Source organism: Burkholderia guangdongensis, assembly GCF_013403875.1.
GTDB lineage: Bacteria > Pseudomonadota > Gammaproteobacteria > Burkholderiales > Burkholderiaceae > Burkholderia > Burkholderia guangdongensis.
This window is the reverse complement of sequence record NZ_JACBNX010000084.1, coordinates 1-281: the sequence shown is the minus strand read 5'-3', so window position 1 is coordinate 281 and position 281 is coordinate 1. Positions and strand designations below refer to the sequence as shown.

At 53.0% G+C, this 281-nt stretch carries 1 rRNA gene; it reads right to left on the bottom strand.

The window, feature by feature from the left end:
• Window positions 1-281: ribosomal RNA gene (locus tag HZI36_RS26805) — 23S ribosomal RNA — on the bottom strand; the annotation flags it as partial.

Genomic DNA, 281 nt, shown 5'->3' with positions numbered 1-281 from the left:
GATCACTTGGTTTCGGGTCTACGCCCAGCAACTGAACGCCCTATTCGGACTCGCTTTCGCTACGCCTGCCCTATTCGGTTAAGCTTGCTACTGAACGTAAGTCGCTGACCCATTATACAAAAGGTACGCCGTCACCCCTTGCGAGGCTCCGACTGTTTGTATGCATGCGGTTTCAGGATCTATTTCACTCCCCTCCCGGGGTTCTTTTCACCTTTCCCTCACGGTACTGGTTCACTATCGGTCGATCACGAGTATTTAGCCTTGGAGGATGGTCCCCCCAT